General features: G+C 67.8%; 24 protein-coding genes. 18 read left to right on the forward strand and 6 right to left on the reverse strand.

Annotated features, from left to right (window positions below):
• Positions 1 to 37 precede the first annotated feature (37 nt).
• Together J7J50_RS04255 and xth are read left to right on the forward strand one after the other, a co-directional pair.
• The gene (locus J7J50_RS04255) at positions 38 to 1,465 is read left to right on the forward strand and encodes a coniferyl aldehyde dehydrogenase (RefSeq protein WP_215058430.1); all 1,428 of its coding nucleotides are present in this window, start codon (positions 38 to 40) and stop codon (positions 1,463 to 1,465) included.
• Positions 1,466 to 1,652: 187 nt separating this feature from the next.
• Entirely contained in the window at positions 1,653 to 2,423 is a 771-nt protein-coding gene (gene xth, locus J7J50_RS04260) for an exodeoxyribonuclease III (RefSeq protein ID WP_215058431.1), read from the forward strand.
• 213 nt (positions 2,424 to 2,636) lie between these two features.
• Here xth and J7J50_RS04265 read toward each other — a convergent pair whose 3' ends face one another.
• Both J7J50_RS04265 and J7J50_RS04270 read right to left on the reverse strand, forming a co-directional pair.
• Positions 2,637 to 2,918, reverse strand: a complete 282-nt coding sequence (locus tag J7J50_RS04265; RefSeq protein WP_215058432.1) for a GlsB/YeaQ/YmgE family stress response membrane protein — start codon at positions 2,916 to 2,918, stop codon at positions 2,637 to 2,639.
• A gap of 351 nt (positions 2,919 to 3,269) precedes the next feature.
• A complete protein-coding gene (locus J7J50_RS04270; RefSeq protein WP_251044298.1) occupies positions 3,270 to 4,556 on the reverse strand; it encodes an AMP-binding protein in 1,287 nt (428 codons plus the stop codon).
• A gap of 300 nt (positions 4,557 to 4,856) precedes the next feature.
• On the opposite strand from J7J50_RS04270, the gene J7J50_RS04275 reads away from it, so the two are divergent.
• The 8 genes from J7J50_RS04275 to J7J50_RS04310 all read left to right on the forward strand — a co-directional run bounded on the left by J7J50_RS04275 (position 4,857) and on the right by J7J50_RS04310 (position 11,663).
• A complete protein-coding gene (locus J7J50_RS04275) occupies positions 4,857 to 5,444 on the forward strand; it encodes a 4'-phosphopantetheinyl transferase superfamily protein (protein ID WP_215058434.1) in 588 nt (195 codons plus the stop codon).
• A 206-nt stretch (positions 5,445 to 5,650) separates the two neighbouring features.
• The gene (rsmG, locus tag J7J50_RS04280) at positions 5,651 to 6,316 is read left to right on the forward strand and encodes a 16S rRNA (guanine(527)-N(7))-methyltransferase RsmG (protein ID WP_215058435.1); all 666 of its coding nucleotides are present in this window, start codon (positions 5,651 to 5,653) and stop codon (positions 6,314 to 6,316) included.
• A gap of 202 nt (positions 6,317 to 6,518) precedes the next feature.
• A complete protein-coding gene (locus J7J50_RS04285) occupies positions 6,519 to 7,337 on the forward strand; it encodes an AAA family ATPase (protein ID WP_215058436.1) in 819 nt (272 codons plus the stop codon).
• Positions 7,334 to 8,251: a ParB/RepB/Spo0J family partition protein gene (locus tag J7J50_RS04290; protein WP_215058437.1), complete on the forward strand. Its 918-nt coding sequence runs from the start codon at positions 7,334 to 7,336 to the stop codon at positions 8,249 to 8,251. Before J7J50_RS04285 ends, J7J50_RS04290 begins: the two co-directional genes overlap by 4 nt.
• Positions 8,252 to 8,643: 392 nt before the next feature.
• Entirely contained in the window at positions 8,644 to 9,075 is a 432-nt protein-coding gene (locus J7J50_RS04295; protein ID WP_215058438.1) for a hypothetical protein, read from the forward strand.
• Between the two features lie 177 nt (positions 9,076 to 9,252).
• On the forward strand, positions 9,253 to 10,218 hold the full coding sequence (locus tag J7J50_RS04300; protein WP_215058439.1) for an NAD-dependent epimerase/dehydratase family protein: 966 nt from the start codon (positions 9,253 to 9,255) through the stop codon (positions 10,216 to 10,218).
• Between the two features lie 373 nt (positions 10,219 to 10,591).
• Entirely contained in the window at positions 10,592 to 11,317 is a 726-nt protein-coding gene (locus J7J50_RS04305; RefSeq protein WP_215058440.1) for a glycosyltransferase family 2 protein, read from the forward strand.
• Positions 11,318 to 11,327: 10 nt separating this feature from the next.
• Positions 11,328 to 11,663: a lipid-A-disaccharide synthase N-terminal domain-containing protein gene (locus J7J50_RS04310; protein ID WP_215058441.1), complete on the forward strand. Its 336-nt coding sequence runs from the start codon at positions 11,328 to 11,330 to the stop codon at positions 11,661 to 11,663.
• Positions 11,664 to 11,684: 21 nt separating this feature from the next.
• Here J7J50_RS04310 and J7J50_RS04315 read toward each other — a convergent pair whose 3' ends face one another.
• Positions 11,685 to 12,080: a GFA family protein gene (locus tag J7J50_RS04315; protein ID WP_215058442.1), complete on the reverse strand. Its 396-nt coding sequence runs from the start codon at positions 12,078 to 12,080 to the stop codon at positions 11,685 to 11,687.
• A 319-nt stretch (positions 12,081 to 12,399) separates the two neighbouring features.
• Between J7J50_RS04315 and rpmB the strand changes: the two genes are divergently transcribed.
• Both rpmB and rpmG read left to right on the forward strand, forming a co-directional pair.
• A complete protein-coding gene (gene rpmB, locus J7J50_RS04320; RefSeq protein WP_057916198.1) occupies positions 12,400 to 12,636 on the forward strand; it encodes a 50S ribosomal protein L28 in 237 nt (78 codons plus the stop codon).
• 13 nt (positions 12,637 to 12,649) lie between these two features.
• Entirely contained in the window at positions 12,650 to 12,814 is a 165-nt protein-coding gene (rpmG, locus tag J7J50_RS04325) for a 50S ribosomal protein L33 (protein WP_031370656.1), read from the forward strand.
• Positions 12,815 to 13,253: 439 nt separating this feature from the next.
• Here rpmG and J7J50_RS04330 read toward each other — a convergent pair whose 3' ends face one another.
• Positions 13,254 to 14,498 (reverse strand): serine protease, encoded by a 1,245-nt coding sequence (locus J7J50_RS04330; protein WP_215058443.1) that lies wholly within the window; start codon positions 14,496 to 14,498, stop codon positions 13,254 to 13,256.
• 764 nt (positions 14,499 to 15,262) lie between these two features.
• Here J7J50_RS04330 and J7J50_RS04335 point away from each other — a divergent pair.
• The 4 genes from J7J50_RS04335 to J7J50_RS04350 all read left to right on the forward strand — a co-directional run bounded on the left by J7J50_RS04335 (position 15,263) and on the right by J7J50_RS04350 (position 20,997).
• Positions 15,263 to 18,742 carry a PAS domain-containing hybrid sensor histidine kinase/response regulator gene (locus J7J50_RS04335; RefSeq protein WP_215058444.1) on the forward strand — a complete coding sequence of 1,160 codons (3,480 nt, stop codon included), beginning with the start codon at positions 15,263 to 15,265 and terminating at the stop codon, positions 18,740 to 18,742.
• 334 nt (positions 18,743 to 19,076) lie between these two features.
• A complete protein-coding gene (locus J7J50_RS04340; protein WP_215058445.1) occupies positions 19,077 to 19,940 on the forward strand; it encodes a DUF2167 domain-containing protein in 864 nt (287 codons plus the stop codon).
• Entirely contained in the window at positions 19,937 to 20,647 is a 711-nt protein-coding gene (locus J7J50_RS04345) for a hypothetical protein (protein ID WP_215058446.1), read from the forward strand. Before J7J50_RS04340 ends, J7J50_RS04345 begins: the two co-directional genes overlap by 4 nt.
• On the forward strand, positions 20,644 to 20,997 hold the full coding sequence (locus J7J50_RS04350; RefSeq protein ID WP_215058447.1) for a DUF3634 family protein: 354 nt from the start codon (positions 20,644 to 20,646) through the stop codon (positions 20,995 to 20,997). Before J7J50_RS04345 ends, J7J50_RS04350 begins: the two co-directional genes overlap by 4 nt.
• A gap of 122 nt (positions 20,998 to 21,119) precedes the next feature.
• Here J7J50_RS04350 and J7J50_RS04355 read toward each other — a convergent pair whose 3' ends face one another.
• The gene (locus J7J50_RS04355) at positions 21,120 to 21,788 is read right to left on the reverse strand and encodes a response regulator transcription factor (RefSeq protein ID WP_215058448.1); all 669 of its coding nucleotides are present in this window, start codon (positions 21,786 to 21,788) and stop codon (positions 21,120 to 21,122) included.
• Between the two features lie 136 nt (positions 21,789 to 21,924).
• On the opposite strand from J7J50_RS04355, the gene J7J50_RS04360 reads away from it, so the two are divergent.
• Positions 21,925 to 22,290, forward strand: a complete 366-nt coding sequence (locus J7J50_RS04360) for an endonuclease domain-containing protein (protein WP_215058449.1) — start codon at positions 21,925 to 21,927, stop codon at positions 22,288 to 22,290.
• 185 nt (positions 22,291 to 22,475) lie between these two features.
• Here the strand turns inward: J7J50_RS04360 and acs are convergent, their stop codons facing one another.
• Positions 22,476 to 24,428, reverse strand: a complete 1,953-nt coding sequence (gene acs, locus J7J50_RS04365) for an acetate--CoA ligase (RefSeq protein ID WP_215058450.1) — start codon at positions 24,426 to 24,428, stop codon at positions 22,476 to 22,478.
• Positions 24,429 to 24,816: 388 nt separating this feature from the next.
• Between acs and J7J50_RS04370 the strand changes: the two genes are divergently transcribed.
• Positions 24,817 to 26,229, forward strand: a complete 1,413-nt coding sequence (locus J7J50_RS04370; protein WP_215058451.1) for a DcaP family trimeric outer membrane transporter — start codon at positions 24,817 to 24,819, stop codon at positions 26,227 to 26,229.
• The last annotated feature ends 127 nt before the right edge of the window (positions 26,230 to 26,356 follow it).

Consider the following 26,356-nt stretch of genomic DNA (forward strand, 5'->3'; position numbering starts at 1 on the left):
ACCCTTCCCTGCCGGCGGGACGACTACACTGCCGCGTATGGACATACTCGCCGACACTCCGATCGCCGACCTCGCCGCCACCCGCGAGCGCCTGCGCGCCGCCTGGCAGGCGCGCAAGCCCGACTACGCCCAGCGCCGCGCCGACCTGATCCGCCTGCGCGACGCGTTCCGCGAGCGCGGCGCCGAAATGGACGCGGCGATCCGCGGCGACTTCGGCCATCGCTCCAGCCACGAGAACCTGCTGTCCGAGGCGATGATCACCCAGGCCGAAATCGACCACGCGCTCGGCCGCCTGCGCCGCTGGATGCGCCCGCGCGGCGCGTCGGTGGGCTGGCGCTTCTGGCCTGCGCGCGCGGAGATCCGGCCCGAACCGGTCGGCGTGGTCGGCATCCTGTCGCCGTGGAATTACCCGGTGAACCTGGCCCTGGTGCCGCTGGTGTCGGCGATCGCCGCCGGCAATCACGTCTATCTCAAGCCGTCCGAACACACCCCGCGCACCGCCCGGTTCCTGCGCGAATTGCTGGCCGAAGTATTCCCGGACGACCGCGTCGCGGTGGCGATCGGCGGGCCCGAGGTCGGCGCGGCGTTTTCCGCGCTGCCGTTCGACCATCTGCTGTTCACCGGCTCGACCGCGGTCGGGCGCAAGGTCATGGCCGCGGCCGCGCCCAACCTCACCCCGGTCACGCTGGAGCTGGGCGGCAAGGCGCCGGCGCTGATCTGCGCCGACTATCCGATCGAACAGGCCGCCGCGCGCATCGCCAGCGGCAAGTGGTTCAACGCCGGACAGACCTGCATCGGCGTGGACTACGTGCTGGTCGATGCGGCGCGCCGCGACGAACTGGTTGCCGCGCTGCTGCGGCAGTTGCAACAACGCTACGGCGATCTGGTGGAACCGCGCGATTACACCCGCATCATCAATGCCAGCCAGTACGCGCGGCTGTCGAGCTACCTCGACGATGCGCGCACGCGCGGCCTGCGCATCGAAGAACCCTTCGCCGGCAGCGCCCCGCGCGAACAGCGCGAAGCCGAGCGCATCTTCCCACCGGCGCTGGTGATCGATCCGGGCATGGACGCGCTGGTGATGCAGCACGAAATCTTCGGGCCGATCCTGCCGATCCTGAGCTACCGCACGCTCGACGAAGCCATCGCCCGCATCAACGCGCTCGACCGTCCGCTGGCGCTGTATCCGTTCGGCCACGATTCGGCGCAGATCGAAAAGATCCTGGCCCAGACCCTGTCCGGCGGCGTCACCGTCAACGACACCCTGCTGCATTTCGGCGCCCACGACCTGCCCTTCGGCGGCATCGGCCCCAGCGGCATCGGCGCCATCCACGGCCGCAACGGTTTCGACACCTTCAGCAAGCTGCTGCCGGTGTTCTATCAGCGCTCCAAGGCCGGCAGCGACATGATCAAGCCGCCGTACCGGGGCCGGATCGACGCGATGATCCGCTGGCTGTCGAAGTGAGCGGCGGCGGATAAGCCGCCGCGCCGTCCGCCTATGTGGACGCCAACTGCCCGGCGCGGAAGAGCGATGGTGCCTGGGTCCTGACCGACGCGGCGGCGCGGTTGCCCAAGGCGGCGATCGAGCCGATCGAAGGCAAGGGCCGCCCCTGCGTGCCGACATCGCGCCGCCCTGCGGCTACACTTCGCCCATGAAAATCGTCAGCTGGAACGTCAACTCCCTCAACGTGCGCCTGCCGCATCTGGAACAGTGGCTGGCCGGGTTCGCGCCCGACGTGGTCGCGCTGCAGGAAACCAAGCTCGAAGACAGCCGCTTCCCGGACACCGCGCTGATCGGCGCCGGCTACCGCAGCGTGTTCGCCGGGCAGAAGACCTACAACGGCGTGGCGATCCTCTCGCGCGAGAGCGCGCAGGACGTGCAGATCGGCATCCCGGGATTCGAGGACGAGCAAAAGCGCGTGATCGCCGCGACCGTGGGCGGCGTGCGCATCGTCAATCTCTACGTGGTCAACGGCCAGGACGTGGGCACGGACAAGTACGCCTACAAACTGCGCTGGCTCGATGCGGTGCATGCCTGGGTCGCGCAGGAAATCCAGCAGCACCCGGATCTGATCGTGCTCGGCGATTTCAACATCGCGCCGGAAGCGCGCGACACCCACGACCCGGCGGTGTGGAACGAAAACCACATCCTCACCTCCACCGCCGAGCGCGACGCGCTGCGGCGCCTGCTCGCGCTGGGCCTGCACGATGCCTACCGCCTGCACCATCAGGAAGACGGCCAGTTTTCGTGGTGGGATTACCGCCAGGCCGGCTTCCGCCGCAACCTCGGCCTGCGCATCGACCTGACCCTGATCTCCGAATCGCTGCGCGCGCGTTGCGTGGCCGCCGGCATCGACCGCGAACCGCGCACCTGGGATCGGCCGAGCGATCATGCGCCGGCGTGGGTGGAGCTGGCGGGCTGATTTTTCGGGAAGATTCTGCGAAAGCGGCGAGGTCTTTTGTAGGAGGGGCTTCAGCCCCGATGCTTTCCGTTCCGGTCGCAGCGGCTGATCGAAAGGCATCGGGGCTGAAGCCCCTCCTACAAAAGACTTCGCCGGTAAAGCCTGATCCCTCTCACGACAAAGGCCCGGCTTGCGCCGGGCCTTCGCTTTGTCGCGTATCGATCTAAGCCGCGATCAACGCACCCGCCCGCGGCGGAACAGATTCACGATCGCCAGCAGCACCACCGCGCCGACCAGCGACAGCAGCAGTCCGGACAGATTGAACGCGCCGCTGTTGATGGTGCCGCCGCCGATGCCGGCCACGCCGCCGAGCCAGCCGCCGAGGAACGAACCGACGATGCCGACGATGATGTTGAGGAAGAGGCCCTGCTGACCATCGGTCCTCATGATCATGCTGGCGATCCAGCCGATGACGCCGCCTACGACAAGCCAGATGATTAAGCCGGTAATGTTCATGCGCGTTCTCCTGACGATTCCTGATGAATACATACAGCGATCGCGTGCCTGAACGCACTGTCGATCGCTGTCCCCTGAACGGGAGACACAGGCAGTCTGGAGCGTGCTACGTGATGGCAACGTCGAAGTACGCATCGACGATCCGTGAAGAAACGCACGGCTTTTCATGCAGGTGAACGGATTGTGATGCGGCGGGTTTCGACATCGTTGCAAGAATGAAAAGTCCGAACGCGTTTCGCTTCTGCATCACGGCAATGGCCGCGCGCGGCGCGGCAATGAGCGCGGAAACGATCGCCGATGTCGCGCGATGAAGACCCCGACGCGGATGAACCGTTCACCCGCGCAACCGCCTCACTCCTGCGAATGCAGCATCGCTTCCAGCGCATGCCGCGGCAGCTTGCCGGTTTCGTTGCGCGGCAACGCGCTCACGCAGCGCAGCGGGCGCGGCAGGAACACCGGGTCGATGCTCTGCCGCAGCGCGTGCAGGATCTGCGTTTCGCTCAGGCCCGGCGCGACCGCGAGCGCGGCGATGCGGCGCACGCCGAAATGGTCGGCGGCATCGAGCTGGAACACCGCGCCGTCGCGCACGCCGTCGATGGCGAGCAGCTTGCGGGTGAGATCGCCGAGCGAGGCGCGCTTGCCGGCGATTTCCAGCAGATCGGCGCTGCGGCCGCGCAGCACGAAGCGGCCGTCGGCTTCGACTTCCATCAGATCGGCCAGCACCACCGGTTCGGGCAGATGCGGCGCGTGGATCGCGGTGCCGTCGGGCTGCGGACACACGCGCACGCCGGGCAACGGCGTCCACGCCGTTTCCAGCGCGGTGCGGCGGCGCGCGAACACGCAGGTCTCGGTGGAGCCGAATACTTCGCGCACTTCGCAGCGGTAACGCGCTTCGGCGGCCTGGGCCAGTTCCACCGGCAGCGGCGCGGTGGCCGAGACGATGCCGGCCAGCGCCGGCAGTTCGACGCCGGATTCGACCAGCGCGCGCAGATGCACCGGCGTGGTCACCAACAGCGGCGGCGTATCCGCATCGCTCAGGGCGCGGGCGACGTCGCCGGGAAAGAACGGCCGATGCGCGTGCACCGCGACCGGTCCCAGCAGCGGCAGCAGCACCGACATCTCCATGCCGTACATGTGCTGCGGCGGCACGGTCGCGACCAGCGGGGTGATCTCGCCGTCGCGCAGCAAGTCGTGCAGCGCGGCCAGATTCTGCGCGGTGCTGGTGCGGAACGCGTTCCAGGTCTTGTGATTGGGCTTGGGCTGGCCGGTGCTGCCAGAGGTGAAGCCGATCGCCAGCAAGGCCTGCGCATCGACCTGCAGCGGCTCGCCCTCGGCTTGTTCCAGCGTGTCGGCCAAGCGCAGATAGCGCGGCGGCGGCGGGTCCAGCGGCAGATCGCCGATGCAGTAACTGTCCGGGAAACGCACCAGCACGTCGTCGATCACCGCCGGGGCGCGCGAGGACGGCAGCAGATTGGTCTGTCCGCGCAGCGCCACCGCGCACAGCGCGACCAGGAAGCGATAGCGGTTCTCGCACAGGTTCACCGCGCACGCGGCCTGCGGCAGGCGGGCGGCGAGGGCGCGCACTTCGCGCTCGAAGCGCGCGCGTTCGATCCGCGGTCCGCCGCCGAAGGCGAGCATGCGTCCGGGCGCGCCGGCGACCAGATCGAACCACTGGACGGCGTGCGCGAGACCCTGGCTGAGCGGAACCTGGCTCGGATCGATAACCGCTGACATCAATATGATTTCCCGCGGCCGCGGCCGCTTTCATTGCCTGCAACTTGCCCGGCTGCGCCTGATCGCAGGCTGACGGCCGTCGCGGCCGCCCAGCTCCACTTCAGGAACGGTGTCACGCCCCCGCGTGCGCACCTCGAACGAACCCGGTCCCCAAGCGTTTAGCTTACGCTGACTGGGCCGCCACCCGCCAAGCCGCCCTCGTTCATGTCCCTGTCCGCTCGTTCACCCTCGTCCGCCGGCGACGCGACGCCGCGCTGGATCTGGCTGCCGCACCCGCACGGCGCGCCGGCCGAACCGCAGGCGCGCGGTTGGCTGGCGGGGCAACTGGACGATGCCGGGCTGACGCTGTCGCGCGACGACCGCCAGCGCCCGCACCTGGACCCGCCGCACCAGGACTACGACTGCAACTGGAGCCACAGCGGCGAACACCTGCTGGTCGCGCTGGCGCATCGCGCCCAGGTCGGCGTGGACCTGGAGCGGCTGCACCGGCGGCCGCGCGCGGTCGAGATCGCCCAGCGTTACTTCACCGCGCCCGAAGCGCGGTGGCTGGCCGCGCACGGCGATCGCGACCTCGCCTTCCTGCGCCTGTGGTGCGCGAAGGAAGCGGTGTTGAAGGCGCACGGGCACGGGCTGTCGTACGGCCTGGACAAGCTGCGTTTCGAGGAACGCGACCGGGGCCTGGTGCTGGTCGAATGCGATCCGGGGCTCGGGCTGCCGCAGCAATGGCGGTTGTGCGAGATCGAGCCGGCGCCAGGGTATCTGGGCGCGTTGGCGTGGCGGCCTTGGGGTTGATGGGCCGGTCGCGGTTTCGTCGCAGGTGGGGTTCGGGTCGGGGCTGAAGCTCCCTCCCACAAAATACATCGGCAATTGCGCCGCGAACATGGAAGACGCTGCCGGAGAGCCTGCGTGCGCTCGGAATCTCCGTGGAGGGAGCTTCAGCCCCGACCCACGCCACGACCCAACTCCAGCCGCCCGCGCCATCGGCGATAATCGCCGCGATGAATACCCCCGTCTCCCTCCCGCCCGGGCTGCGCGCCGAGCTCGAAGCCGGCCTGTCCGCGCTCGCACTCGACCCCGCCCTGTCCGCGCCGCTGCTGGACTACCTGGCCCTGCTCGCGCGCTGGAACCGCACCTACAACCTCACCGCGGTGCGCGATCCGCAGGACATGGTCGGCAAGCACCTGCTCGATTCGCTGGCCATGCACCGCTACGTCGATGCGCTGGCCGCGCGCGGCGGCGCCCTGGCCGACCTGGGCACCGGCGCCGGCCTGCCGGGAATTCCGCTGGCGATCGTCAAGCCCGGCCTGCGCGTGACCCTGGTCGAAAGCGCTGGCAAGAAAGCCCGCTTCATGCGCGAGGCGCTGCGCCAGCTCGGCCTGAAGGACGCGCGCGTGGCCGAATCGCGGATCGAAGCCTTCGCCGAGCCCGGCGCCTACGACGCGATCACCGCGCGCGCCTTGGCCACCTTGCCGCTGATCCTCGAACTCGGCGGCCACCTGCTCAAGCCCGGCGGCGTGCTGCTGGCGATGAAGGGCCAGCGCCCGGACGAGGAAATCGCCGCGCTGCCGCAAGGCTGGGAAGTCCGCGCGGTCGAGCCGATGACCGTGCCCGGGCTGGCCGCCGAACGTCATATGGTCGTGATCGGCCGCCAGGGCGAAGGCTGAGCCGCGCCTGCGACGGGTCTGCGACCATACGCCGGGCCGCGCAACCGTCTGTCTCGCGGCGCGGCGGCGCCCGCCGAACCGGCCGCGAGCCCGCGTCAAGCGCGAGGCAGCCGGCGCGGGCATAATCCCCAGTCCGGTCGGCGCCTGGCGCCGGACGCCGTCGTTACTCAATTCACTCCGCAACAAGCAGGGGACGAGCCGCATGGCCCGCATCATCGCCGTCGCCAATCAAAAAGGCGGGGTCGGCAAGACCACCACCGCGGTCAACTTGGCCGCCGCGCTCGCCCGCACGCCCAAGCGGGTGCTGCTGGTCGATCTGGACCCGCAAGGCAACGCCACGATGGGCAGCGGCGTGGATAAGCGCCAGCTGGAAGACACGGTCTGCGACGTCCTGCTCGGCGAAGCCGACGCCGCCGCGACCATCGTGCGCGCGCCGGAAGACTTCGACCTGCTGCCGGCCAACATCGACCTGACCGCGGCCGAAATCAGCCTGATGAACCAGGACGCGCGCGAGCAGCGGCTCAAGCGCGCGCTGGCGCCGCTGCGCGGCAATTACGACTACATCCTGATCGACTGCCCGCCGGCGCTGTCGCTGTTGACCTTGAACGCGCTGACCGCGGCCGATTCGATCATCGTGCCGATGCAGTGCGAGTACTACGCCCTGGAAGGCCTGAGCGCGCTGGTCGATACCATCGAGGCGCTCAAGGCCAATCTGAATCCTTCACTGGAAATCGAAGGCGTCTTGCGCACCATGTTCGACGTGCGCAACAACCTCGCCAATGCCGTGTCGGCCGACCTGACCACCCACTTCGGCGACCGCGTGTTCCGCACCATCGTGCCGCGCAACGTGCGCCTGGCCGAAGCGCCCAGCTACGGCCAGAGCATCGTCGGCTACGACAAGACCAGCCGCGGCGGCATCGCCTACCTGGGCCTGGCCGGCGAAGTGCTGCGCCGCCAGCGCGAACGCGAACAGGCCGCCAAAGCCGCCAAGACCGCCGCCGGCGCGGAGACCCCCGCATGAGCAACCCCGCCAAGAAGCGCGGCCTGGGCCGCGGCCTGGAAGCCCTGCTCGGCCCGAAAGCCGCCGCCGAGGCGCCGACCCTGGTCGAAGCCCAGCCCGGCGACATGCTGCGCAACTTGCCGGTCGATTCGCTGAGCGCCGGCAAGTACCAGCCGCGCAAGCACTGGGACGAAGCCAAGCTGGCCGAGCTGGCCGAATCGATCAAGGCCCAGGGCGTGATCCAGCCCATCGTGGTCCGCGAGATCGGCGAAAAGGGCGGCAAGACTTACGAAATCATCGCCGGCGAACGCCGCTGGCGCGCCTCGCGCCTGGCCGGGCTGGCGGACATCCCGGTGGTCATCCGCGAAGTCGATGACCGCACCGTGGTCGCGATGGCGCTGATCGAGAACATCCAGCGCGAAGACCTCAACCCGCTGGAAGAAGCCACCGCGCTGCAGCGGCTGATCGACGAATTCGACCTCACCCACGCCCAGGCCGCGGAAGCGGTCGGCCGTTCGCGCGCGGCGGTGTCCAACCTGCTGCGCCTGCTGGAACTGCCCGGCGAGATCCGCGTCCTGGTCGAGACCCGCGCCCTGGAAATGGGTCACGCCCGCGCCCTGCTGACCCTGCAGCCGCAAGCGGCGATCGCGCTGGCGCGCCAGGCCGCCGAGCTGGGCTGGTCGGTGCGCGACGTCGAACACCGCGTGCAGCAGCTGGCCGCCGGCAAGATCCCGGTGGCGGGCAAGGCCAAGCCGGTCAAGGCCAAGCCGCAAGCCGACATCGTCACGCTCGAACGCGAGCTGTCGGAATCGCTCAACACCAAGGTCAACGTCCTGCACGGCCGCGGCGGCAAGGGCCGGCTGGTGATCCACTACACCGACCTGGATTCGCTGGACGGGGTGCTGGAGAAGCTGCGCGGCAAGGTCGACGCCTGAGGCCAGGGCGTCGGGGCTGAAGCCCCTCCCACAACAATCCTGACGAGCGCTCCGGCCGGATGTTTCGCGGCCCCGCTTCGGCCTCAAGGCTTGCGTGCAGGCCCGAGGTCTTTTGTGGGAGGGGCTTCAGCCCCGATGCTTTCCGCTCAGTGCCCCGCCCTCTCCCACCCAAGCACTCCAGAGCACAGACTCGACTGCCAGGCACTAGCCTGGGCGCACCGCCGCCAGGCGGGCCGGAAAACGACCGTCCTGTGACGATTCGCGCCGGCGGGATTGGGGTAATCCACTAAACTCGTGCATTCGCTTTCGCTGAACACGCCTGCCGGGCCTTCCCGGCCGGGTCGAAGCGTCGTCGCCGCACTACGAACCACACCACCGAGAAGGAGATACACATGAAATGGATGGCCGCCGCCGCATTGATGCTGGCACCGGTTATGGCTTGGGCGCAGACCGGGTCGTGCCCGGAACTGAAGAATCCCGAGTTGAAGTGGAATCAGCGCCAAGGCGCCAACTACACGATCTGCTACCTCGAACTGCCCAACAGCCTGGGCACGGGCACCGGCTTCGGCGTCTACCTGGGCACCCGCACCTTCAAGCCGGCCAAGAAAGCCCGCGCCGAGAAGGGCACCGTGGGCAGCCAACAGGTCCAGTGGTTCACCAAGCAGACCGTCAACAACCTGCGTCCGTACTCGCGCGAAACCCTGGTCAACCTGCCGGGCGAAAAGCCCAGGAGCAAGGTCAAGGTCTACGTGTGGATCGACGCGGCCACCGCCGAGCAGCTCAACGAGGGCTTCGCCCTGGCCAAGCAGGTGGCGGTGCAGTAAACCCGCGGCCGCAGCGCGCGCCGGGCGGCCGCCGCCCGGAAGCGCGCGCGCGGCCGAGGCCGGCGTGTTTTCCTTGCACGCCGCGGGCAGCGGGCGGATGTTCCGCGTGCGCATCGACGCGAAACCGGAACACGAATTAGGCGACACTTTGCGCCTCATCGGCCGACTCCACTTCGAATGACCATCCTAGTCACCGGCGCAGCCGGCTTCATCGGCGCCAACGTCTGCCGCGTCCTGCGCGCGCAAGGCCGCGCGGTCGTCGGCCTGGACAACTACAACGATTACTACGATCCGCGGATCAAGCGCGATCGCGTCGCCGCGCTGTGCGCGGACGTGGAGATCCGCGCGCTGGACCTGGGCGATCGCGACGGCCTGGCCGCGTTGTTCGACGAGTTCGCCTTCGAGCGCGTGGTCCATCTGGCCGCGCAGGCCGGCGTGCGTTATTCGCTGACCAATCCGCATGCCTACGTGGACAGCAACCTGGTCGGCTTCGTCAATCTGCTGGAACTGTGCCGCCATCGCGGCGTGCAGCATCTGGCGTATGCCAGTTCGTCCTCGGTGTACGGCGATTCGGCCACGCCGCCGTTCTCGGAAGACCAGCGCATCGACCAGCCGCGCTCGCTGTACGCGGCGACCAAGGCCGCGAACGAACTGATGGCGCACACCTACGCGCATCTGTACGGCTTGCGCGCCACCGGCCTGCGCTTCTTCACCGTCTACGGGCCCTGGGGCCGGCCGGACATGGCGCCGCTGCTGTTCTCGCGCGCGGTGCTGGCGGGCCGGCCGATCGACGTGTTCAACCACGGCAAGATGCGCCGCGACTTCACCTACATCGACGACATCGTCGCCGGGGTGATCGGCGCGCTCGACCATCCGCCGCAGTCCGAGCCGCCGCACCGCGTGTTCAACCTGGGCAATCACACCCCGGTCGAACTGGAGCGCTTCATCCAGGTCATCGCCGACGCCGCCGGCCGGCCGGCGCAGAAGGTCTACAAGCCGATGCAGCCCGGCGACATGGTCGAGACCATGGCCGACACCTCGCGCGCTCAGGCCGCGTTCGGTTTCGAGCCGGCGACGACGATCGAGGCCGGATTGCCGCGCGTGGTGGAATGGTGCCGGAGCTATTTCGGCGACAATGCCTGACGTTTTGGCCGCATAGCGGCGAGAAAATCGATAATTCGCCGATGTTCTCCGCCCGGCCGTTCGCCGCGGGCGGGCGGCGCGATCAGCGCTCGACCCCGCGCCGACATCCCGCCGACATCGGCTCATTCATGGTCCGGCATTCCGAACCCGCCTTCGGGCCGTGCACTCAGGCACATCAGAAGCTTAAGCTGCGCGTGTTTTTTGCAGCTCTGCGACGTGGGTCGTCTGGGCACGCTTTAACACTTTGTAATCCGCTGTCGCCCCAGGACGGGCTCGCCTCGATGCGACCCGGCCCGGCCCCGCCGCCGCGTTCATCACCCCGCGCCGACACGGCCCCGGGCGCAACTACCCGTATTACTCGCGAGCTTCATTCATGACGCAAACCCCCCAGTTGTCCGTCGTGGTCCCGGTATTCAACGAACAGGACAACGTCGCCCCCTTGGTCGAGGAAATCGTCACCGCCCTGCGCGGCGTGGCCGATTTCGAGATCGTCTACATCGACGACCACTCGCGCGACGGCACCCTGGCCGCGCTGGAAGCCCTGAAAGCCGGCGTGCCGGAACTGCGCGTGCTGCACCACGTCAGCCAGAGCGGGCAGAGCACGGCGGTGCGCAACGGCGTCAAGGCCGCGCGCGGCGCCTGGATCGCGACCCTGGACGGCGACGGCCAGAACGATCCGGCCGACATCCCCAAGCTGCTGGCCAAGCGCGCCGAATCCGGCCCCGAGGTCAAGCTGTTCGCCGGCTGGCGAGTCAACCGCCAGGACTCGGGCAGCAAGCGCTGGGCGTCGAAGTGGGCCAACGCGATCCGCAGCCGCATGCTGCGCGACGACACCCCCGACACCGGCTGCGGCATCAAGCTGTTCGAGCGCGCCGCGTTCATGGAACTGCCCTACTTCGACCACATGCACCGCTACCTGCCGGCGCTGATGCAGCGCGCCGGCTGGAAGACCCTGAGCGTGCCGGTCAACCACCGCCAGCGCAGCACCGGCGTGTCCAAGTACAACAACCTCAACCGCGCCCTGGTCGGCATCAGCGACCTGCGCGGGGTGGCGTGGCTGATCCGTCGCGGCAAGCTCACCCAGATCGTCGAACGCTGAGGTCGCCGCCATGGACTTCATGAATTCGCCGATCGCGTGGCTGGCCTGGACCGGCCTGCACATGTCGCCGTGGAAGCTGATCGGCCTGATCGGCGCACTGATGTTCGGCGGCCGCTGGCTGGTGCAGTTCATCGCCAGCAAGCGCCACGGCAAGCCGGTGATCCCGCGCGCGTTCTGGTACATGAGCCTGGTCGGCAGCGTGATGACGCTGAGCTACTTCGTGTTCTCGCAGAAGCAGGACTCGGTGGGCGTCATCCAGAACCTGTTTCCGGCCTTCACCGCCGCCTACAGCCTGTACCTGGACATCAAGCACCGCGGCTGGCGCCGCGACCGCGCCAGCCACTGAGGCGCGGGCCGGGCGCTCGGATCAGGCGAGAATCTCGCAGCCTTCCGGCATCCGGACCCAGCCCGAGCGCCGGTCGTCGTAGACCGACACCCACGGCGGCGGGAAGTCCGGCTCGGCGAAGGCGCCGACCGCGACCGTGACGAACGCCTCCAGCCCTTCGGCGCGCCAGTAGACGGTCGAGCCGCAGTTCGGACAGAAGCCGAAGCGGGCCGAACTGCCGCTGTCGCCTTGTCGCACGTAATCGCGCGACTCGCCCTCGATCGTTACCGCCTCGCGCGGGAACCGCGCCTGCCAGCCGAACGCACTGCCGGTGCGGCGCCGGCAGCACAGGCAATGGCAGACCGAGATCCGCACCGGATCGCCTTCGCAGGTCAGGCTCAATTGGCCGCAATCGCAGGATGCTGTGCGACGGATCATGCGGATCTCCTCGGCTGGGATAGGACGGGATAAGAGGCTCGCGGCCCGGTTCGGGAGAATATCGCGGCTTTCCGGCCGGCTGCCGAGATCGTGGCCGGCAAGTGCTTGTTCCGACTTGGATTTGCCGGCATAATGCGCGGCTCGCTGTGTCCGGCTGTCCTTAGGGGCATCACCGGGCGGCCCTCGGAAGCGCGATTCCGGGCCGCCACGTACGGCGAGAATCCTTACCTGTATCGCGCGGTGCCCGCCTTCGAAAGAAGCGGTGCCGGGGCCGCCGCCTCCCTGGCCAAGGGAAGCAAGACTCCTTTCGAGGTGCGTAATGTCCCGCGTATGCCAAGTAACGGGCAAGCGAACGACGACTGGCAACAACGTCTCGCATGCCATGAACAAGACCCGCCGCCGTTTCCTCCCCAACCTGCACGAGCGCCGCTTCTGGGTCGCCAGTGAGAACCGTTGGGTGAAGCTGCGCGTTTCCGCCCATGCCCTGCGCACCATCGATAAGAACGGTATCGATTCCGTCCTCGCCGAACTCCGCGCACGCGGCGAAAAGATCTGAGGAGGATCGAACCATGGCTTCCAAGCGCGACAAGATCCGCCTGATCTCGACGGCGAACACCGGTCACTTCTACACGACCGACAAGAACAAGAAGAACACCCCGGCGAAGATGGAGGTCAAGAAGTATGACCCCGTCGTTCGCAAGCACGTGATTTATAAGGAAGGCAAGATCAAGTGACGTCTTGGCCCGTTCGCGCCTGGCGCGAACGGCTTTGCCAAGACGTCATCCCCGCGAAAGCGGGGATTCAGCGCCTTCAGAAGAAACCCGCCTACTCGGCGGGTTTTTTTTGGCCAAGATTTTGTGGCACGGTTGATATGCCGCGACCAATTGCACCGACGTTGCGAACGGACACTGCGAACAAGCGCGCCACCGTTGCCCCCTTTGAAAAAGGGGGCGGACGCCCGGCGACAGTGGGATGTCTGGACCGTCGCTGATGGCGCGGGGGATTTGCTTTGGCTTGTGGTTGTAGGGAGGAGCAAAGGCAAATCCCCCCTGCCCCCTTTTTCAAAGGGGGGAACAGCAACAGCAACGGCAACGGCCGCTTGTCTTGCGCTGCCTCCCCAAGAAGAAACCCGCCCGAAGGCGGGTTTCTTCGCACTGCCGAACCAATCAGCCCTCAGGGAATCACACCCCCGAAATACGTCGAAACCTGCGGCCAGATCAGCGAAATCTTCGCGCCGGAATTGAAGCAGCCGCCGAAGTGGTGCAAGGCGATCGCCTTGCCGGTGGAACGCGCGATCACCGGCGAGCCCGAGCTGCCACCCTCGGTGTCGCAGTAATAACCCACGTCGCTGTTGGGCGCGTTGCCGGTGACGCTCGGCGCGTCGACGCGGCATTTGCCGCCGCTGTTCTGGGTGTCGGCGACGCTCAGTTCCTTCATGCGTCCGCCCGGATGGCCGGCGATGAAGATGCCTTCGTTGGCGGTCGCCGCGCGCACATCCAGGCCCAGCGAGCCGAAGCTGGAGATGTTCGCGAAGTTCTTCACCGTGAACAGCGTGTAGTCGAGCGTGGTGTTGGTCTTGAGCATCTGATCGCCCGCGACCTTGGTCACCGTCGCCTGCGCGCCGGTGCAGGTGCTGCGCTGGTAGTTGAACCAGAACTCCGCGCCGGCCACGCCCGCGGCGGTGCTGATGCAGTGGTTGTTGGTGAACATGCGGTTGCTCGAACTCACCCGCCACGCCGTGCACAGGCTGCCGCCGCTCATGACCGCGCGCGCGACCGGCCTGGAGCCGTTGAAGGCCTGCGTGTCGCTGGTGACATAACAGGCCGCGGCCCGCTTGTTGTCGGTGCCGCAGATCGATTTACCGCCGACCTGCGTGCCGAGCAGACCTTCGTTCTGCAACTCCGGCAGCATGTCCTCGGGATAACCTTCCAGATAACGCGACACCTTCACGCCGTGATCGGCGCGCCACGGTTCGCGTGCGGTACCGACCAGGCGCAGCACCGCGACCGGACCGCTGATCGACATCGCGGAGAAACTGGTCTTGCCGTCCTGGCCCAGATCGGCGGCGACGGTGTGCGGCCCCAACTGCTGCGCGCTGTAGCGATACACCTCGCGGCCATCGGGACTGGACACTTCCAGGCTCACGCCGGCGGGCAGCGAGAAGCGATCGAAGTGCACCTTGATGAAGGACGCGTCCGGCGTGCGGATCTCCACCGGCTTGGTGCCGGCGTCGTTGCCGGCACGGCCGACGCGGCCGGGCTGTGCGCCCAGTTGCAGGTCGATGCTCCGCTGCTCGGCGATCTTCAACGGCACCGGCGCAGCCGGTTCGGTCTGCGCGGCGGCGAGCGCCGGCAACGCCAGACACAAGGCGCCCAACAGCAGGGCCGGGGCGAACTGCTTGCACTGTCCATACTTCATACGGTGTTCCTCCTGGAACGATGGCGGCGCGGTCGCAATCGAAACGGGCAAGCGCACGGGCGCGCACCGCGAACGCGGCGACGAACGTGCATGGCGGTTGCATGCGCCGATGAGAGAGGTTGGATTGCGCACCGGCAGCGACGGCTGCCGTGCGCGGCGACACTGGCAAATGAGCGCGACCGAAACCGTGATCGCAGTGGATTACGCCGCATCGATGACTGGAAGCTTGACCGCCGGCTCAGCTGAATCGTGCCGAAGGTGGGGCCAGTTCAGCCTGAGCGCTGCGCTGCGGGGTGAATCGCGTCGCTTCGTTACTAGCGCGCGTTGGCTTTTTTCGCCATCGCGAAGAGCGTTTCCATTGGCGGCATGCGCAAGATCGGCGACATCGAAAACGATGCGAATCCCCGATCTCGTCTTCGCGAAATTTTCCAGTACTGCCGATCGGACGCGCACGTCGATTCCGTGATCGCCGATGAAATAGCGAGGTAAGACACGGATGCGCGTTCGTCGCAAACCGAATCGTCCATCTCGCTCGCGATGCGGCGCGGATACGCCGGGCCGCTTCGGCGTGGATCGAACCCGCGACGACGCACTGGCCGCCATTGCCAGCCCCGAGCCGCACCCACCCGGTTACGGCCGCCCCGACCACCGCCCGTTCCACCCGCCATCCGCCCACCTACCCGAAGGTCGAACCCCCGCCGCGGCCCCGCGCCCAACCCCAGGCCTTACACTCGACCGACCTCCCACCCGAGCCTGAAACGCCCTTGATTCCCGGCTGGATCCTGCTGCTGGTATCGGCCGGCTACGTCGGCCTGCTGTTCGCGGTCGCCTACTACGGCGATCAGCGCGAACGCACGCCGCGCGCGCGCTGGCTGCGTACCGCGGTGTATTCGCTGGCGCTGGCGGTGTACTGCTCGTCGTGGACCTTCTACGGCGCGGTCGGCACCGCCGCGCGCACCGGGCTGGGGTTCCTGCCGATTTACCTCGGCCCGCTGCTGATGCTGCTGTTCGGCTGGCGCATCCTGGAGCGGCTGGTGCTGATCTCCGGCGAGCACCGCATCGTCTCCATCGCCGACTTCCTGTCCTCGCGCTACGGCCGCGCGCCGGGATTGGCGGCGCTGGTCGCGGCGGTCGCGCTGACCGCGGCGGTGCCCTACGTCGCCCTGCAGTTCAAAGCGGTGGCGATGAGCGTGCAGGTGCTGGCGGGGGTGCCGTCCGACGCCGGCCTGCTCGCCGATCCGGCCTTCTACGTGGCGATGATGCTAGCGGTGTTCGCGATCCTGTTCGGCACGCGCCGGGTCGATGCGACCGAACACCACCACGGCATGGTGTTGGCGGTGGCGCTGGAATCGCTGGTCAAGCTGATCGCCTTCATCGCCATCGGCGTGTTCGCGCTGATCCATCTGCCTGGCCTGGGCAACTACGCGCAGCGCGTCGAACAGGCCGCGCGCGTAGTCATGCAACCCGGCCTGCCGGCCGGTTTCGTCACCCAGACCCTGCTCGCCTTCACCGCGATCATCTGCCTGCCGCGCCAGTTCCACGTCGCCGTGGTCGAATGCCAGGACCCCAACGACCTGCGCTCGGCGCGCTGGCTGTTCGGCGGTTATCTGGTGCTGATCAGCCTGCTGGTGGTGCCGATCACGCTGACCGGCCAGGCCGTGCTCGGCGGCAGCGGCGTGTCGCCGGACACCTATGTGCTGGCGCTGCCACTGCAGTTCGATCAGCAGGCGCTGGCGCTGATGGTCTACATCGGCGGCTTCTCCGCCGCGACCGGCATGGTCATCGTGTCTTCGGTCGCGCTGTCGACGATGGTCAGCAACGATCTGGTCATGCCGCTGCTGCTGCGCAGCGGCGTGCTGCACGAAGGCGCGCCGCACGAAAGCACCGGCATCGACCGGCAAGTGTTGTGGGTGCGCCGCATCACCATCGTGCTGCTGGCGCTGATGGCCTATGCCTATCACCGCGCCTCGATCGGCGCGAACGGCCTGGCCCAGCACGGCCTGCTCGCGTTCGCCGCGGTCGCGCAGTTCGCGCCGGCGCTGATCGGCGGGCTGTACTGGCGCGGCGCCAGTCGCGCCGGCGCGGTGTCGGGCCTGTTCGCCGGCACCGTGGTGTGGATCTACACCCTGCTGCTGCCCGCGCTGACGCGGATCGGCTGGCTGGACGAGGGCTGGCTCAGCAGCGGCCCGCTCGGCATCCTGTGGCTGCGGCCGGAGCAGTTGTTCGGCCTGGTCGGTTGGGACGCGCTGACGCACGGCACGTTCTGGTCGCTGCTGTTCAATGTCGGCGCGTTCTTGTTCATCTCGGTGCGGCAGCGCCCGCGCCTGCAGGAACAACTGCTGGCCGCGCCGTTCCTCGATCCCTACGTGCGCCGTCCCGCGCTCGGCCCGGGCGGCTGGGCCGGCGCGGTGCGCAGCGGCGAGTTGCTGGCGCTGGCCGAACGCATCGTCGGCGAGCGTCACGCGCGGCGCGCGTTCGAGGACTACGCCCATCAGCAGGGCCGCGAATGGCAGCCCGAGCAACCGGCCGATCGCGCGCTGGCGCAGTTCACCGAGCGATTGCTGGCCGCCGCGATCGGCGCGGCCTCCGCGCGCCTGACCCTGACCAGCGCGCTGCGCGGTTCGGGCATGGAGCTGGGCGAAGTGGTGGCGCTGCTCGACGAGGCCAATCAGGAACTGCGCTTCAACCGCCAGGTGCTGTCGACCACGCTGGAGAACATCAGCCAGGGCGTCAGCGTGGTCGATCCGGAAATGCGCCTGGTCGCGTGGAATCGCCGCTATCAGGAACTGTTCGACTATCCCGACGGCATGCTTTACGTCGGCCGCCCGGTCAGCGATCTGCTGCGCTGGAACGCCGAACGCGGCGAGATGGGCCCCGGCCCGCTCGACGAAGACACCATCAACGAACTCGTGCGCCGCCGCATCGCCCATCTGCGCGCCGGCGCGCCGCACGTGTTCGAACGCGTGCGCAGCAACGGCCAGGTGATCGAACTGGTCGGCCGGCCGCTGCTCGGCGGCGGCTACGTCACCAGCTACAGCGACGTCACCGACTACAAGCGCGCCGAACAGGCCTTGCGCGAAGCCAACGAGACCCTGGAGCAGCGAGTCGAACAACGCACGCAGGAAGCCGAATCGGCGCAGCAATCGAAGACCCGCTTCCTCGCCGCGGTCAGCCACGACGTGCTGCAACCGCTCAACGCCGCGCGCCTGTTCACCACCGCGCTGCGCGAAAGCGACGACGCGCAGGAGCAACGGCGCCTGGCCGAACGCGTGGACGCCTCGCTGCGCGCGGCCGAGGACTTGCTCGACGGTCTGCTCGACATCTCGCGCCTCGACGCCGGCGCGCTGCGGCCGGAACTGGCCGACCTGGACGCCGGCGAGCTGCTGCGCGAACTGGCCGCGCAATACGCCCCCAGCGCCGCCGGCCGCGGCCTGCAACTGCGCGTGCGCGCGCCGCTCAACACCATGCCGGTGCGCAGCGACCGGCGCCTGCTGCGCCGCGCCCTGCAGAACTTTCTCGCCAACGCGCTGCGCTACACCCGCGAGGGCGGCGTGCTGCTGGCCGCGCGCGCGCGGCCGGGCCTGCAGCGCATCGAACTGCAGGTCTGGGACACCGGCCCGGGCATTCCCGAGCATCACCTGGAACAGATCTTCGACGAGTTCCGCCGCTTCGACCAACCCGGCATCGGCGGCGAGCGCGGCCTCGGCCTGGGCCTGTCGATCTGCCAGCGCATCGCGCGCACGCTCGATCATCCGCTGCGCGTGCGTTCGCGCATCGGCCACGGCAGCGTGTTCTCGATCGCGGTGCCGTGCGGCGAGCCGCCGCGCGAAGTCGCGGCCGAGCCGGTCAACGCCACCCTCACCGATTCGCTGGCCGGGCTGCGCGTGCTGTGCATCGACAACGATCGCGAGATTCTCGACGGCATGCGCGCGCTGCTGGACCGATGGGGCGCGAGCGCGCTGTTGGCGGCGACGGTCGATGACGCGCTGGCGTTGCTCGATCAGCGTCCGGACGTGGCCTTGGTCGATTACCACCTGCACGACCGCCTCGACGGCCTGGCGATCATCGACGCCCTGCGCGAACGCCTGGGCATCGCACTGCCGGCCGCGCTGCTGACCGGCGACGGCAGCGACGCGCTCAAGCTCGCCGCGCGCGAACGCGGCTGCCGGGTGCTGACCAAGCCGATCAAGCCGGCCTCGTTGCGCGCCTTCCTCGCCGCGCAGCGTCGGCCGGTGCAGGCCTGACCGGTTCGCGGATCGATCGTGTTTTGTGCGGTCCTGGCGCCGGCCGACATCGGCGCGACGCCACGGCGTGACCGGACCACCGGCAGGCGCAAGGCGCGAGCGAGTCCCGGTCCCGATGCTCGGATACCAATCAAGCCGGCGCCGGCTTACCGCGATGCGCGAACCGGCGCACGCTCATTGCCATGGCAAACCCCGGCCATCGTTGCTTGCGTGACCGGGAACACACTAAGCTTGCACCGCCCGCACCTATCCAAGGACGCGATAGCGGGCCGAGCGTGGGGAACGCTCGTCAGCGTCTCATCACAGACGTATTGAATCGAACAGGGGATCACTCATGCGGAAGCGCCTGCTATCCGTTCTGACCGCGCTCGCGCTGGTCGCCGCCGCCGCGCCGGCCGCCGCGCAGGATTCCGGCGCCGATGCCGTGGCCAATCTGGCCTGGAAGGTCGGCCCCACCCAGGGCTCGATCGCCGAAAAGGCGAGCATCAAGGTGCCCGACGGCTACGCCTTCCTCGACGCCGCCGGCACCCGCAAGCTCAACGAACTGCTGCACAACCCGCCGACCGGCACCGACGAATACACGCTGGCGCCGAAAGACCTGAAATGGTTTTCGTTCTTCCACTACAACGACATCGGCTACGTGAAGGACGAAGAATCGCTGGACCCGGACGGCATCCTCGATTCGATCCGCGAAGGCACCGAGGAAGGCAACGTCGAACGGCGCAAGCGCGGCTGGGAGACGATGAAGATCGAAGGCTGGAGCTTCAAGCCGCAGTACGACAAGAGCACGCACAACCTGGAATGGGCGGTGCTGGCCTCGACCTCGGGCTCGGCCGACAAGATCGTCAACTACAACACCCGCCTGCTCGGCCGCCACGGCGTGACCGAGGTGATCCTAGTCGCCGATCAGGCCGGCCTGAATCAGGCCATCGGCCAGTTCAAGCAACTGGTGCCGGGCTACACCTTCAACGACGGCGAGAAGTACAGCGAGTTCAAGCCCGGCGATCATGTCGCCGAGTTCGGACTGGCCGCGCTGATCACCGGCGGCGCCGCCGCGGTGGCGACCAAGAAGGGCTTCTTCGCCGCGATCGGCATCTTCCTGCTCAAGGCCTGGAAGCTGGTGTTGGTCGGCCTGGCCGCCGCAGGCGGCGTGATCGCCAAGCTGTTCGGCCGCAAGAAAGACGCCGACCGGGAATGACGCTGCCGCCGCTGGAGCTGCTGCTGGTATTGGGCGTGATCGGGTTCTATCTGCAGGACTCGATGATGTTGCTGCACTACGACGAAATCGTCGTAGTGCGCCACGGTCGCCGCTGGCAGGCTTCGGCCGGCTCGTCCAGCCAGATCGGCGGGCGTTATCCCTATCTGCCCGATCCGCTGCAACCGGCATCGCCGCTGTTCCGCAGCGGCTGGCTGGCCGATCCGGCAAGGGCGCGGGGCGAGCATTGGGCCGGCTTCGACCACTACCTCGCCGCGCTGGATACCTTTCGCCCTGCGTGCTGGACGCTGTGGAGCCTGCTGTTGATCTGGCTGCCGCTGTTGTTGTGGCGTTCGGCGAGCCCGACGGTCATGCTCGGCCTGGCACTGCTGATCTATCTCAACGTGCTCAAGATCGGCCTGCACATCTGGCGCTATCGGCGGGTGCTGGAACTCAGCGGCAAACAGGCGCTGTCGCTGGGCTTCGAACTGCTGTGCTGTCCGCCGCATGCGATCAACGTCGTGCGTCGCCTGTGCGCGCGGCGCGGCCTGCACGGCAACGCCGTCGACGCGGCGCGGCGCCTGCTCACCGGCGCCGAACGCAGCGGCATCGCCGACGCCATCGACGGGCGGCTGGCGATGGCCCTGGATTTCCACGACGGCGATGCCCGCCTGATCGCCGCGAAACAACGACTGGAGTTGCTGCGATGACCACGACCGAATTCATCGTCATCCTCGGCGGCGCGGCGCTCGGTTACTGGCTGGTCGCGGTGATATGGCCGCTGTTGCGCAATCGCGGCGACGCACCGCCCGGTCCACCGTTGTTCGAAGCCGATCCACCTTGGCACGAAGTGTTGGACGTGGCCGAAGACGCGGATCGCGGCACCATCGACGCCGCCCATCAGGCCAAACGTGCCGAGCACCTGCCCGAGCGCGTCGCCCATCTGAGCGCGGATGTGCGCAATCAGGCGCAGCGGCGGATCATGCAGATCGATCGCGCGTATGCGGCGGCGATGCGGGAGTTGGGGTTCGGGCGTCGCGACGAGGGCGGCGAGCGCTGAGCGATATCCGGTGTGGGGCTGGCGGCGCGATGGCTCCAGTCTGGGCCGGCGAGCGCGCGGCGGCAATCGCCGGTATTGCGGGTTGAAGCAGCGCTGGCTTGCAGGCGCTTATGCGGCGGCGATCAATCCGCTTCTTCCGGCGGCGGCACGATCGCCCCCGGGTCCAGCGCCAAACGTCCGGCGATCAGCACCGCCTGGGTGCGGTTGTTGGCGCCGAGCTTGCGCAGGATCGCGGTCACATGCGCCTTCACCGTCGCCTCGGACACGCCGAGTTCGTAACCGATCTGCTTATTGAGCAAGCCCGCGCCGAGCATCTGCAGGACCCGGAACTGCTGCGGGGTGAGGTCGCGCAAGCGCTGCGCGGCGTCGTGTTCTTCCGCGTTAGCGGCCGGGGCGGCGAGCGCGGCGGCGGGCGCCCAGCGATCGCCGTCGAGTACGCGGGTCAGCGCCTCGCCCAGATTGACCGCGTCGGCGGACTTGGGGATGAAGCCGACCGCGCCGTGATCGAGCGCGCGGCGCATGGTCGCCGGTTCCTCGCGCGCGGACACCACCACGATGGGCAGTTGCGGATGCAGCGCGCGCAGATGCACCAGCGCGCTGAAGCCTTGCGCGCCGGGCATGTTGAGGTCGAGCAGGAGCAGATCGGCGTCGGATTCGGCCTCCACCAGCACGTACAGCGCATCAACGCTGTCGGCCTCGCGCAGCACCGCATCGGGCAGCACCCGCGCCACCGCGCCGCGCAAGGCTTCGCGGAACAGCGGGTGGTCGTCGGCGATCAGCAAAGTCGGCATGGGGGCGGGCCTGGTCGGTGGAGCATTGCCGCGGACGACGTGCATGGCGGATTTTTCCGTGTTTCAGAGAAATCTTATGCCCGTTCGGCGGGTCGCCCGCTATTGGACGATGGGTGAAGGCGGGTGAAATGCGGGTATGCAGCCGTATGAACGACGTCTCAAAAATCCATCGCGGCGGTTGCGCGGCGCGATGAGCCGGGCCGAGCAGCGGCTTTGGCACCTGCTGCGGCGCGGGCAGGTGTGCGGGGTGCGGTTTTATCGGCAGAAGCCGCTGCTGGGGTACATCGTGGATTTTTATGCGCCGGCGGCGGGGCTGGTGGTCGAGGTGGATGGCTCGCAGCATCTCGGCGCGGAAGGGCTTGCGGCGGATGCGGTGCGCACCGCGGCGCTGAATGCGCTGGGGCTGGAGGTGCTGCGGTTCGACAATCTGCAGGCGCTCAATGAGACGGCTGCGGTGATGGAGGTGATCTTTGGGGTGGTTTCTCGGCGGGTTCGGCGTTAAGAGCGAATCCCCCCTGCCCCCCTTTTTCAAAGGGGGGAACAGCAACAGCAGTAGTGTCGGCAGCGATTGGCTCTACCTGCCGCGATCAGACGCAACGCCACGCCAGGCAGCCCCACCTAACGGGTTCCCCCCTTTGAAAAAGGGGGGCCAGGGGGGATTTGCTTTTAGCTCAACTCAACCGCCCATCACTTCCCCAACCGCTCATTCACCAGACTCTCCACCACCGACGGATCGGCCAAGGTGCTGGTATCGCCCAGCTGATCCGGCGCGTTCTCGGCGATCTTGCGCAGGATGCGGCGCATGATCTTGCCCGAGCGCGTCTTCGGCAGACCCGGCGCCCACTGCAGATGATCGGGCGTGGCGATCGGGCCGATTTCCTTGCGCACCCACGCCACCAGCTCCTTGCGCAGTTCGTCGCTCGGCGCCTGACCGGCGATCAGGGTGACGTAGGCGTAAATACCCTGGCCCTTGAGGTCGTGCGGGAAACCCACCACCGCCGCTTCGGCGACCTTCGGGTGCGAGACCAGCGCGCTCTCCACCTCGGCCGTGCCGATGCGGTGGCCGCTGACATTGATGACGTCGTCGACGCGGCCGGTGATCCAGTAATAACCGTCGGCGTCGCGACGGCAGCCGTCGCCGGTGAAGTAGTTGCCGGGATACGTCTTGAAATAGGTTTCGATGAAACGCTGATGGTCGCCATAGACCGTGCGCATCTGCCCCGGCCACGAGCCGGTCAGCACCAGATTGCCCTCGGCCTCGCCTTCGAGCACGCCGCCGTTGGCGTCCACCAGCGCCGGCCGCACGCCGAAGAAGGGCTTGGTCGCCGAGCCGGGCTTGAGGTCGATCGCGCCGGCCAGCGGCGTGATCAGGATGCCGCCGGTCTCGGTCTGCCACCAGGTGTCCACGATCGGGCAGCGCGAATCGCCCACCACTTCGTAATACCAGCGCCAGGCCTCGGGATTGATCGGCTCGCCGACCGTGCCGAGCAGGCGCAGCGAAGAACGCGAAGTCTTCTTGACCGGCTCGTCGCCGTCGCGCATCAGCGCGCGGATCGCGGTCGGCGCGGTGTAGAAGATCGTGACCTTGTGCTTGTCGATCACGTTCCAGAAGCGCGACACGTCCGGATAGTTGGGCACGCCTTCGAACACCAGCGCGGTCGCGCCGTTGGCCAGCGGGCCGTAGACGATGTAGCTGTGGCCGGTGACCCAGCCCACGTCGGCGGTGCACCAGTAGACGTCGTCTTCGCGCAGGTCGAACACGGCCTCGTGGGTGAACGCGGCGTAGGCGAGGTAACCGCCGGTGGTGTGCAGCACGCCCTTGGGCTTGCCGGTGCTGCCGGAGGTGTAGAGGATGAACAGCGGGTCTTCCGCGTTCATGCGCTCGGGCTCGCAGGTGTCGGGCTGGCCGGCGACCACCGCGTCGTACCAGCGGTCGCGTGGCATCTGCATATCGACCGCGGCGCCGGTGTGGCGCACCACCAGCACGGTTTCGACCGAGTTGGTGCCCGGCAGTTTCAGCGCCGCATCGACATTGGCCTTGAGCGGAATCTTCTTGCCGCCGCGCAGGCCTTCGTCGGAGGTGATCACCAGCTTGCTGGCGCAGTCGGCGATGCGGTCGGCGATCGAGTTCGGGGCGAAGCCGCCGAACACCACCGAATGGATCGCGCCCACGCGCGCGCAGGCCAGCATCGCCACCACCGCCTCGGGAATCATCGGCAGGTAGATGGTGATGCGGTCGCCCTTCTTGACGCCCAGGTTGCGCAGCGCATTGGCCAGCCGGCAGACACGCGCGTGCAGCTCGCGGTAGCTGATCGGCTCGGCCGGCAGGTTCGGATCGTCGTGCTCGAACAGCAGCGCGGTCTTGTCGCCGCGCGTGGCCAGATGGCGATCCAGGCAGTTGACGCTGGCGTTGAGCTCGCCGTCCTCGTACCACTTGATGCGGAAATCGTCGAGGTCGTAGCTGACGTTCTGGATCTTGCCCGGCGGCTTGAACCAGTCCAGCCGCTGGGCCACGCGGCCCCAGAAGCCTTCCGGATCGTCGATCGATTCGGCGTACTGGCGCTCGTAGTCTTCGCGCTTATACCGGGACTTGGCGGCGAACGCCTCATCGATGGGATAAACGCTGGCGGGGTGGCTCATGGAGGGCTCCTGCTAGGGGCGGGATTCGGGACTGGGGATTCGGGATTCGAAAATCAGGCGCCGATGATGCCGCGCCGACGCGGGAACCGCGAATCCCCAAGCTCGGCCCTCAAGTGTGCCGCAATGCAGCAAGCGCGGCCAAGCCGCCGATGTAGACCTTGGTCGAAGCGCCGAATCCGGTATCGAAGACGCGACAACCGGACTCGCTCTTGGCTTTTGCGAATCCCGAATCACCCATCCCCAATCCCGGCTCCCGACCTAGACCTTCGTCGTAAACCCCGCAGACAGGTGTGTGTTTTCGACCAATGGCGAATGGTGGGCGGCCACCGCCGGCGCGCAGGCTGGCCGCGGCCGCACCTTTCGGGCGGCATTCCTTGGGAGGGAAATCATGACTTTCTCTAGCGTGCTCACACGCAGCGCCACACCGCGCGCGACGATCCGGCGACGGCCTCTGGCCTGCGCCCTGCTGGTCGCGCTGATGCTGCCCGGACTGGCCGCGGCACAGACCGCGAAAGAAAAAGAACTCGAAGCGCGCGTCGCCGAGCTCGAACGCCTGGTCCAGCAACTGGCATCGCAACAGCAGCAGGTCCAGACCCAGGTCACCGAGGTGAAGGCCGCGCAGACGGCCGCGCCGGCGGCGATCGCGGCGACGCCGGTGAAGAATCCGATCCAGGCCACCACCATCAGCACCGCCGGCAATCCCGGCACGCGTTTCAGCTACGGCGGCTTCATCAAGCTCGATGCGTCGGTGACCTCCACCAACGACGGCGACATCGCCGACGGTTCGGTCGGCCGGCTGTTCTACGTGCCCAAGGCGATTCCGGTCGGCGGCGGCGCCACCCGCGAAGGCGGCAGCGACACCGACATGGGCGCGAACTTCTCGCGCTTCTGGTTCGCCGCCGATACCGATCTGGAAAGCGGCGACAAGCTCAAGGGCTATCTGGAATTCGATCTGTTCGGCGGCGGCACCACCGCCTTCAGCGGCAACGAGATCGCCACCAACACCTACGCGCTCACCGTGCGCCACGCCTACGTGACCTGGAACAAGTGGCTGGCCGGCCAGACCTGGTCGAACTTCCAGGACGCCAACGCGCTGCCGGATACGGTCGACTTCCTCGGCCCCACCGAAGGCACGGTGTTCGTGCGGCAGGCGCAGTTGCGCTACACCAGCGGCCCGTGGTCGTTCTCGGTCGAAAATCCGGAAACCGTCTACACGCCGTTCCGCGGCAACATGGCGCAGGTGGCCGGCGACGACGGCGCGGTTCCCGACGTCACCGCGCGCTACACCGCGAAGGGCGACTGGGGCCACTTCAGCGTCGGCGCGCTGGCGCGCCAGCTCAAGTATCAGAGCGGCCGCGCCAACGATTCCAACACCGGTTACGGCATCAGCCTGTCGGGCAAGTGGAACCTGGGCGCCCGCGACGATCTGCGCTACATGGTCACCACCGGCAGCGGCATCGGCCGCTATGTCGGTCTGGCGCTGAACAACGACGCGGTGCTGGACGGCGCGGGCGATCTGGAGAACATCGACCTGATCTCCGGTTTCGTCGGCTGGCGTCACGTGTTCAGCCCGAAGCTGCGCGGCAACGTGTTCTACTCGCGCGCCGAATACGACAACAAGACCGCGTTGACCGGCCTGGGCATCACCAAGTCGGCGCAGTCGGCGCATCTCAACCTGATCTACACCCCGATTCCGAAGCTCGACATCGGCGCGGAATACATCTGGGGCCAGCGCGAGATCGAAACCGGCGACAAGGGCGAACTCAATCGCTTGCAGACGCATGTGAAGTACAGTTTCTGATGTTTCGATGAACTTTCCGATCGTCGGGGCCTCTCCAGCCGTCATTCCCGCGAATGCGGGAATCCAGAGACTTCAAACGTTCTCGCACGAAAGTCACTGGATTCCCGCATTCGCGGGAATGACGGCT

Origin of the sequence: Lysobacter sp. ISL-50 (assembly GCF_018612875.1) — a bacterium.
Lineage (GTDB): Bacteria > Pseudomonadota > Gammaproteobacteria > Xanthomonadales > Xanthomonadaceae > Lysobacter.